The 8,199-nt window shown below is 44.0% G+C and carries 7 protein-coding genes, 3 tRNA genes and 1 pseudogene; 6 read left to right on the top strand and 5 right to left on the bottom strand.

Features of this window, described 5'->3' with window-relative positions:
- Positions 1-167 precede the first annotated feature (167 nt).
- Both Q0257_RS09760 and Q0257_RS09755 read right to left on the bottom strand, forming a co-directional pair.
- Complete coding sequence (locus Q0257_RS09760; RefSeq protein WP_298024462.1) at positions 168-791, bottom strand: hypothetical protein; 624 nt, start codon at positions 789-791, stop codon at positions 168-170.
- Positions 792-856: 65 nt separating this feature from the next.
- On the bottom strand, positions 857-2,170 hold the full coding sequence (locus Q0257_RS09755; protein ID WP_298024460.1) for a sodium-dependent transporter: 1,314 nt from the start codon (positions 2,168-2,170) through the stop codon (positions 857-859).
- A gap of 225 nt (positions 2,171-2,395) precedes the next feature.
- On the opposite strand from Q0257_RS09755, the gene Q0257_RS09750 reads away from it, so the two are divergent.
- From Q0257_RS09750 to Q0257_RS09725, 6 genes are all read left to right on the top strand, one after another.
- Positions 2,396-2,472: transfer RNA gene (locus Q0257_RS09750), tRNA-Arg, on the top strand.
- Between the two features lie 64 nt (positions 2,473-2,536).
- Positions 2,537-3,529, top strand: a complete 993-nt coding sequence (locus Q0257_RS09745; RefSeq protein ID WP_298024458.1) for an agmatine deiminase family protein — start codon at positions 2,537-2,539, stop codon at positions 3,527-3,529.
- 20 nt (positions 3,530-3,549) lie between these two features.
- Positions 3,550-4,740, top strand: coding sequence for a carbon-nitrogen hydrolase (locus Q0257_RS09740; protein ID WP_298024455.1), 1,191 nt, complete (start codon positions 3,550-3,552; stop codon positions 4,738-4,740).
- A 276-nt stretch (positions 4,741-5,016) separates the two neighbouring features.
- Positions 5,017-5,463, top strand: a complete 447-nt coding sequence (locus tag Q0257_RS09735) for a type II secretion system protein (protein ID WP_298024454.1) — start codon at positions 5,017-5,019, stop codon at positions 5,461-5,463.
- A gap of 289 nt (positions 5,464-5,752) precedes the next feature.
- Positions 5,753-5,827: transfer RNA gene (locus tag Q0257_RS09730), tRNA-Gln, on the top strand.
- 41 nt (positions 5,828-5,868) lie between these two features.
- Positions 5,869-5,943: transfer RNA gene (locus Q0257_RS09725), tRNA-Met, on the top strand.
- Between the two features lie 42 nt (positions 5,944-5,985).
- On the opposite strand, the gene Q0257_RS09720 is transcribed toward Q0257_RS09725, so the two are convergent.
- The 3 genes and pseudogenes from Q0257_RS09720 to Q0257_RS13110 all read right to left on the bottom strand — a co-directional run.
- Positions 5,986-6,861, bottom strand: coding sequence for a site-specific integrase (locus Q0257_RS09720; RefSeq protein WP_298024451.1), 876 nt, complete (start codon positions 6,859-6,861; stop codon positions 5,986-5,988).
- Between the two features lie 10 nt (positions 6,862-6,871).
- Positions 6,872-7,513 carry a hypothetical protein gene (locus Q0257_RS09715; RefSeq protein WP_298024449.1) on the bottom strand — a complete coding sequence of 214 codons (642 nt, stop codon included), beginning with the start codon at positions 7,511-7,513 and terminating at the stop codon, positions 6,872-6,874.
- Between the two features lie 33 nt (positions 7,514-7,546).
- A pseudogene (locus tag Q0257_RS13110) lies at positions 7,547-8,104 on the bottom strand (replication endonuclease); the annotation flags it as partial.
- Positions 8,105-8,199 lie beyond the last annotated feature (95 nt).

Here is an 8,199-nt window from a genome sequence, read left to right as displayed (position 1 = left end):
TAAACATCCAGCGCACGAAGTCTATTTTATTGCGCTGCATATAGTCTTTGCCGATGCCCAATACGCCGTTTATATAGCATACAAAACCAAAACCGCCGAAAAACAAAATGAGCCCGATGTCGATCAGCTTATCGCCTATAAGGTAACCCATTCTTCAAATCTTTTGATTAATATTTTTTCAAATTTTTAAAACCACAGATTGTAAAAATCAAACCCCAAGAACCAACGCCGCAACCGGCAATAAACCATAGAGAAAAAAATGTAATCCAAAAATACATCTTAATTTTCGAGGCAAAATATAGGTTAAAGCTTTTTAGTCCGAAGCTTATTTCTCCCGTAGCCATTTCGCCTAGATAATAATACGTAGTTCCCAGATATCCTAAGAAAAACGTAAATATAATAGCGGGAATTCCTTTTGGAAAAACTTTTAAATCATAGATATTTGGCATATTGTAAAAACTAAGATAAATCATCAAAGCCGAGCAAACAATTACCCAAATCCACATAAAACTTACGTAAAAAGCCGTAACCTGGGGCATTGCGCTAATAGCTTCAAAGGCTTCGATATTCGGAAAAATTCCTTTCATAAATTTAACGAAACTAGCGCAGGCTTCGCTTTTATCTAAAACTTTTATCGGTATAAAAAACACCGATAAAGATATAAGCGCATAAATAGGCATCGAATATTCTGCGAATTTAGAGAGCTTGGATTTTTCGCGGATTTTCGTAGGTCTCGAATCCCATTCGCGCAATTTGGGCTTTGGGGAATTTTCGTTTTCTAAATCGCTCATACAATCGATCCTTTGATTCACTACAGATTAAATTTTAATCTCATGCTTCGATGATAAAATTTAACTCAAAACGAAATATGCATGCTTAGCGCGATTATGCAAAGTAACATCGCCAGCGGCACGTATAAAAAGCGCCCTACGTTGTACCAAAATGCACCGTATCGCTTGGATGCTCCCGAATTTACTTCATCTAAAATTTCATCTTTTTTGATCACCCAAAACCACGAAACCGCGCCGATGACCGCGCCGATCGGGATGATGTAGATCGAGACGAAGTCCATCCACGGCCCCCATTTGACGATCGCTTCCATATTTACACCCACGCCGAAGCAGATCACGCACAAAAGCACGAGCGTGCAGGTGCGGTTCAGGCGCGGAAATTTATGCATCAAGGACTCGGCGACGACTTCAAACATATTTTGAAGCGATGAAATTCCGCCGAAGATCACCGCCGTAAAGAGGATGATCGCAAAAATTTGCCCGCCGATCATATCTTGTAAAATTTTAGGCAGCGTCACAAAAAGCAGCCCCGGACCCGCGGCGGGATCGGTGTGATACGCAAAGACCGCAGGGATCATTACGAGCGCGGCCACCATCGCCGCAAGCGTGTCGAAAAACGCCGTATTTTTCGCAGCCGAGACGACGTCTTCGTTTTTAGGCAGATACGCGCCGTAAACGATCATACCCGAGCCCGTGATCGAAAGCGAGAAAAACGCCTGTCCCATCGCAGATATCCACACCATCGGATCGCTAAGCTTGCCGAAATCGGGCGTGAATAGAAATTTATACCCAGCGCCCGAGCCCGGTAGCATGGCGACCTTGACCGCAAGCACCGCAAAAAGGATAAAAAATAGCGGCATCATGATTTTGTTGGTTTTTTCGATACTGTGCGCGCCGAAAAACAGCGTAAAAAGCGTGCCTGCAACGACGATAAAGTGAAACGGCACGACCGAATAGGGCGTTAGCGCGAAGGATTCAAACCAGGTGTTCGTATCCACGCTCATCAGCGAGCCGCCTATGGCCTGTGCTAGGGCTTTAAGCACGTATGAGATGATGACTGCATAGCCGATAGCGATACACAGCGAGCCCGCAAGCGGCAGCCAGCCGATGATCTTGCCGACGGTGCCTAGCCCGCGGCTTTTCCACGCGTATTCGTAAGAGCCCAAAGTGCCCGTTCTGGCGCGGCGTCCGATGGCGTACTCGGCGCTAAGCCCCGCATAGGAAAATAGCGCGATAAAAAATAGATAGATCAGCAAAAACGCGCCGCCGCCGTTCGTGCCGAGTTTGTAGGGGAAGCCCCAGACGTTTGCCATACCCACGGCAGAGCCCACGCAGGCGATGATGAAAGCCCAGCGCGACGAGAAACTTCGTTTATTCATTTGCGTATCCGTTTTTGAAATTTGCGTTATGGTAGCAAAAAAGTATTTAAATTTTATTTATTGTGCGTAGGATTTGGGCTACGAAGCGGTAAAATTTTAGGGCATTTCGGGTTTGAGCTTGCGGAATTTTGAGCGAGCTGAAATTTATCGCATGTCGAAATTTAAACCGCCTTTTTGGTTAAATTTAAGCTAAAAACGCTATAATCCCGTTTTCTTTTATTTCGTGCGCTCGTAGCTCAGCTGGATAGAGCATTTGATTGCGGTTCAAAAGGTCGGGGATTCGAATTCCTCCGGGCGCACCATCCACAAATATCTTTTTAAACCGAGCTTCGCTATAATCCGTGAAATTTTAATCTTGGAGCAAAAATGAGAGCATTCGCCGAATGGGAAGAGCAAGAGGCGCTTTTGGTGTCTTTGCCGCACGCACGCACCGACTGGGCGCCGTATTTGGGCAAGATACGGGCGGCTTATCGCAGCTTTATCGCCGCCGCAGCGAGGTTTGAGCCGGTCGTCGCGATCGCGCCGAACCGCGAGGATTTTGAGCAAATTTGCGGCGGCTTAGCAAACGCGAGCTTCGCGCAAATCGATACCGACGATACGTGGATTCGCGATTACGGAGCGATCGACGTAGAGGAGGGCGATAAAATCACGGGGCTAAATTTTCGTTTCAACGCCTGGGGCGGCAAATTTGCAAGCGCCAAGGACGATGCGTTAAATCCAAAATTTTACGCCGCGAGCGAGCGTCCGCTACGAGACGTGGATCTGATCTTAGAAGGCGGCAGCGTCGATTTTGACGGCGCGGGCACGATGCTGACTACGAGCGCGTGTTTGCTAAACGAAAATCGTAACTCCCTAAGCAAGGCCGAGTTGGACGCGCGGCTGCGTGAAATTTTCGGGCTAAGAAACATAATCTGGCTCGAGCGCGGTTTCATAAAGGGCGATGACACCGACAGTCACGTCGATACTCTCGCACGCTTTTTAAGCCCGCGCACTGTGGCTATTTCGTCGTGCGACGATCCGAGCGATCTGCACTATGCGGAGCTTGGCGCGATGAAGGATGAAATTTCATCGCTCGGATACGACGTGATCGAACTGCCGATCCCGCGCGCGATCTTTTATCAGGGGCGCAGGCTGCCCGCGACGTATGCAAATTTCGTCTTTTTAAACGGCGCGCTCATCGTGCCTACCTACGCAGACCCCGCAGATCCGCACGATCCAAACCGCGCGGCGGACGAGCTGGCGCTGTCGCGTCTGCGAGCGGCGTGCGCGGATCGCGAAGTAGTGGGGGTGAACGCGCGCGTTTTCATCCGCCAAAACGGCTCGCTGCACTGCTCGTGCATGAATAAATTCAGGCTTTAAATTTAGATCGAAGGAAAAATATGAAAATTTTAAAAGTTGGGCTGATTTCGCATAAATTTGAAGGTACCAAGGCGCGCACGATAGCGCGCAGTATCGAACTCATCGCGCGCGCGGCGGCGAAGGGCGCGCAGTTAATCGTTTTGCAAGAGCTTCATCAGACGCATTATTTTTGCCAGCGCGAAAATACCGAAAATTTCGACTACGCGCAGGATTTCGAGTGCGATTTGCGGCTGTGGAGCGAGGTGGCGAAGAGATTTGGCGTCGTGCTGGTAAGCTCGCTTTTTGAGCGCCGCGCCGCGGGGCTCTATCACAATACCGCCGTGGTCTTCGAGCGCGACGGTAGGATCGCCGGCAAGTACCGCAAGATGCATATTCCCGATGATCCGCAGTTTTATGAAAAATTTTATTTCACGCCAGGCGATCTGGGCTTTGAGCCCATAGATACGAGCGTGGGACGGCTCGGCGTGCTCGTGTGCTGGGATCAGTGGTATCCAGAGGCGGCGCGCGCGATGGCGCTACGGGGCGCCGAGCTGCTCATATATCCGACCGCGATCGGGTGGTTTGACGGCGACGGCGAGGACGAAAAAGCGCGCCAGCTGGAAGCCTGGGTTGCGGTACAGCGTGGGCATGCGGTGGCAAACTCCCTGCCCGTAATCGCCGTAAATCGCGTAGGCTTTGAAAGCGCCGCGCTTAGCGAAGTCTCGCCGGATGAAATTTTATCCGGGGGAAATAAAATTTCGCCAGCAAGCGACGGTGGAGCAGCCAGCGATAAAATTTTGCGCTCCGTAGATGCAGGCGGCGATAGTAAAATTTTAAGCGAGGGCGGAATTTTATCTTTTAATAACGGGGCGCTAACGGATAGCGGCAAAATGGCGATCGGCGGTGAAATTTTGCCCGCGAAAAATGAGGCGGCGCGAGAGAATTTAAAGATTTCGATAGAGATCAAATTTAACGGCGAAACTTTAGAGGTGCTGCCGAATAAACAGCGCGTAGACCAGCTTGCCAGCGAAGAGGGGATTAGATTTTGGGGCAATAGCTTTGTTTTTGGCGCGCAGGGCGAGCAGCTGTTTCGTGCAAATAGCACCGACGAGCTATGTGAAGTCGTAACCATCGATATGCAAAGATGTGAAAACGTGCGCCGCTGGTGGCCGTTTTTGCGCGATAGACGCGTAGAGGAGTACGGAATTCTTACTAAGAGATACGGACTGTAGTGTCCTGTATATCGAATAGTCATTTGGTTTATCGTGACGCACGATAATGAAAGCGAATAATTTTTATAGTATCAATGTGCAGAGGCGTCGTCAAAATACATTATATAGGTCGAATGGGCTTAAAATTTTGATTTTAAAATGCCCGCAAAATCGGATTTTGTAAATAAATTGTAAAAAATTTGCCAAAAACTATTGACAATTTTTAAATTTTTCTCTATAATTACGCCAAGTTTCGCATATAGGTATGCGGGATGAATTTTATTTAAGGAGTAAACCATGAAAAAAGGTTTTACTATGATCGAGTTGATCTTCGTTATCGTTATTTTAGGTATTTTGGCAGCTGTTGCTATTCCAAGACTTGCAGCTACTCGTGATGACGCTGAGGTTTCTAAGGCAGCTACAAATATTCAGACACTTATAACTGACCTAGGTTCTTACTATACATCACAAGGCACATTTGCTGGTACTGACGAAGCCGATACAGCGAAAATGACTAACGTACCAAACCCTATTAAAGTGAAAAAAGAGACTTGCTTGACTGTAACTGGATACGATCAAGGTGCAGGTGAAGCTAAAATGTCAGTTATAGATAGCGGTGATCTATGCAAGAGAGTATGGGCAATGCCTGGCGTATCTCAGGTTAAATCAATTATTGCAAGCACTACCGGTAATAAGAGTGCAGGTAGCTACAAATTTGGTGGTAAAGGTGTTCAATACGAATAGTAGATTATCTTAATAATCTTATCATTCTGCCCTAGCTTCGGCTAGGGCTTTTTTATTTCAGTATTTAGTATTGCTATTTGATCTGCAAATTTATAAATTTTTTAAGCCTGCTTGCTATTTTTTTTGTAAATCTATATGATTTCTAGAATTTTAATACTTATCTTGGGGCACAGCATACGGTTTTATCTAAATATAGATAATTTTGCAAAATAAATATTGATATTTTATTATTTACGGACTTGACTTATAATGACAATTTATGTATAATACACTTTTGCTTTTTAAAAGCTGGGGTATAGCCAAGCGGCAAGGCAATTGGTTTTGGTCCAATCATTCGGAGGTTCGAATCCTCCTACCCCATCCAATCGCGAATGATATTTTAAAATTCATTTGTGCTTCTCGTATCGCAGAGTAGAGCAGTGGTAGCTCGTCGGGCTCATAACCCGAAGGTCGGTGGTTCAAATCCACCCTCTGCAACCAAACACCCATTACAAGGGCATTTGATAAAATCTTAAAATATTCTTATTTTTCCAAAGCAGAAATTATCAAATTTTCGATAGTGCTTTTCGATTGCTTTATGTTAGCCGTAATATATTTTTGCGTAGTAATAATATTAGTATGCCCCAGAGTAAAACTCACTTGCTCAATCGGTAGCTTAAGATAATTAATGCAATACGTGCCGATAAGGTGTCGTATATCATGAAGCCTGATTTTGGGTAAATTGTTTCGCTTAAGCAAAGAATTCCAACTTCTACGCAGATCAACAAATTTTGCCCCAGTAGCAGGATTAACAAAGACGTAGCTATTTAGTTGATTATTCTGTTTTGCGGATATATAGCGCTTTAGTAGCCTTTTATAAAGTTCATCGCTCATAGAATAGACCATATCGCGCTTAGCTTTATTGATTTGAAAAGGTATGACGTAAGTTTTAGTTTTTAAATTTACGTCGCTCCAGCGCAAGCTTAATACTTCATTTTTACGCCTACCGTGAAGCAGAAAAAAGAATATATCGGCGCTATCAGCTTCATTTTCACATATAGCTTTTATAAATTGCCTTTGGACGGATAGCGGATAATCAAAGTATCGCTTATTATCAAATTTAGGTAGCTCAACGAAGTCGCAGGGATTTTTAGCTATAAGCTCAAGCTTTTGAGCAAATTTAAAGATTACGTGCAGCTTTGCAAGGATATTTTTAACGGTCTTGATTTTATAATCAACCTTGATTAAGCCGTTACAAAGCCTCTGAATATCCAAAAAACTTATATCGCTCACATCTTTTTTGCCCAAGGTTGAAGCAATATGCTTCTTATACATCGATATATCGCTCTCCAGAGTATGCTTACGAAGTATTAGCTCGTAAAATTCTACGTAATCATTAAAAAGCTCGTTAAGCAACATCGTAAAACTCCTAAAACGGATACGGCATAACGCCGTTATTGGAATACTTGAATTCTAGCTCTCTAATATCCTCTAAAGCATGCTCGGTAAAATATCTGATATGATTTTTATACCTCTGCAGAAACCCGCGCTCAATCATCTCATTCTCAAGCATAGCGTAATCTTGAACGCTTAGAATATCATCGGTCATTTCTTTGCAATTATCGCGCCAGTATAATTTTAGACGCTCGTCGCTCATATCTTTCCAGGCGGTGCGAAATATCTTATATGGGTTGTAATAAACTGGCTTAATACCGCTATTATAGAAACTTTGAATAGATTTTAACTCGTGAGACTGGATTTTACCGCAAGGATTAAAAACTTGTGTCTTTTTCTTAACCCATAAATCCCCGAAATCGTTATCATAGATTAAAACGGGCTTTTTGCTATCGGTGTCGCAAAGCACCGTAAGCAAACCCAAGCTATAATTCTTAGTAAGCTCAATAAGGCTAAATTTACCGCCAACCTTACGATAAATTTCAAGACTAATAAAGGTCTTTGACATAGTGACGCGGCGAATATGGTGTTTTAAATACCAAAATGAAATGTCGCTTAAATTTTCAATAGACGGATTATCTCGCAGATCATCCAAAGTCTTGAAAATATATTTCATAATATACCCGGTAGCATTGCGAATATTCGTTTCAATCCTATTTTCATCAGAAATAAAGCGTTTCTTTATAATATGTATTACACGCTCTTTAAATTCAACAGGAACGAAAAAAAGCAAATTCAGATGACAAGTGCCATCCTTATGAGGTTCTTTGGTAGTAATATAGCATCTGTCCTCAGATGGAATTTCGCGAACCACTACAGAATTCATAATGCTACGAATAAGCAACTGAAGCCGATGAGCCCCCGCACAAATGCTATGTTCCTCATCATCGATAAAATTTTCATTACGCACAAGCCTATATCCGCCGTTTTTAAGCTTTATAGACCTCTTGCAATGATAGACGCTAGGAAGCGTAAAAACGCAAAATATAGGCTCTAAATTACGATCAGAAGCATATTGTTCCATAGACGAAACACGAGTATTAAGCTCCGCAATATAACGTGCAGGATTATGCCAAGAGCTAAAATAGAACGACGACAACGGCAAGGCAACATCATCAAACGAAACAAAATTCTCATCGAGAAATTTCTGCTGGAGTTTTAAACGCTCCGAAAGAAAAATTTTATCTTCTTTAGTTATACCATACATTATCAAAATCCCTAAAATATGAAAACAACACATATCTATTATATTTAGTCAAGAGGCGCGCTTACGCTCGGCGCAGGGCGCCTCGCTATGCGCGC

The sequence above is a fragment of the uncultured Campylobacter sp. genome (genome assembly GCF_938018035.1).
Taxonomy (GTDB): Bacteria; Campylobacterota; Campylobacteria; order Campylobacterales; family Campylobacteraceae; genus Campylobacter_B.
This window is presented reverse-complemented; position numbering and strand designations above follow the sequence as displayed.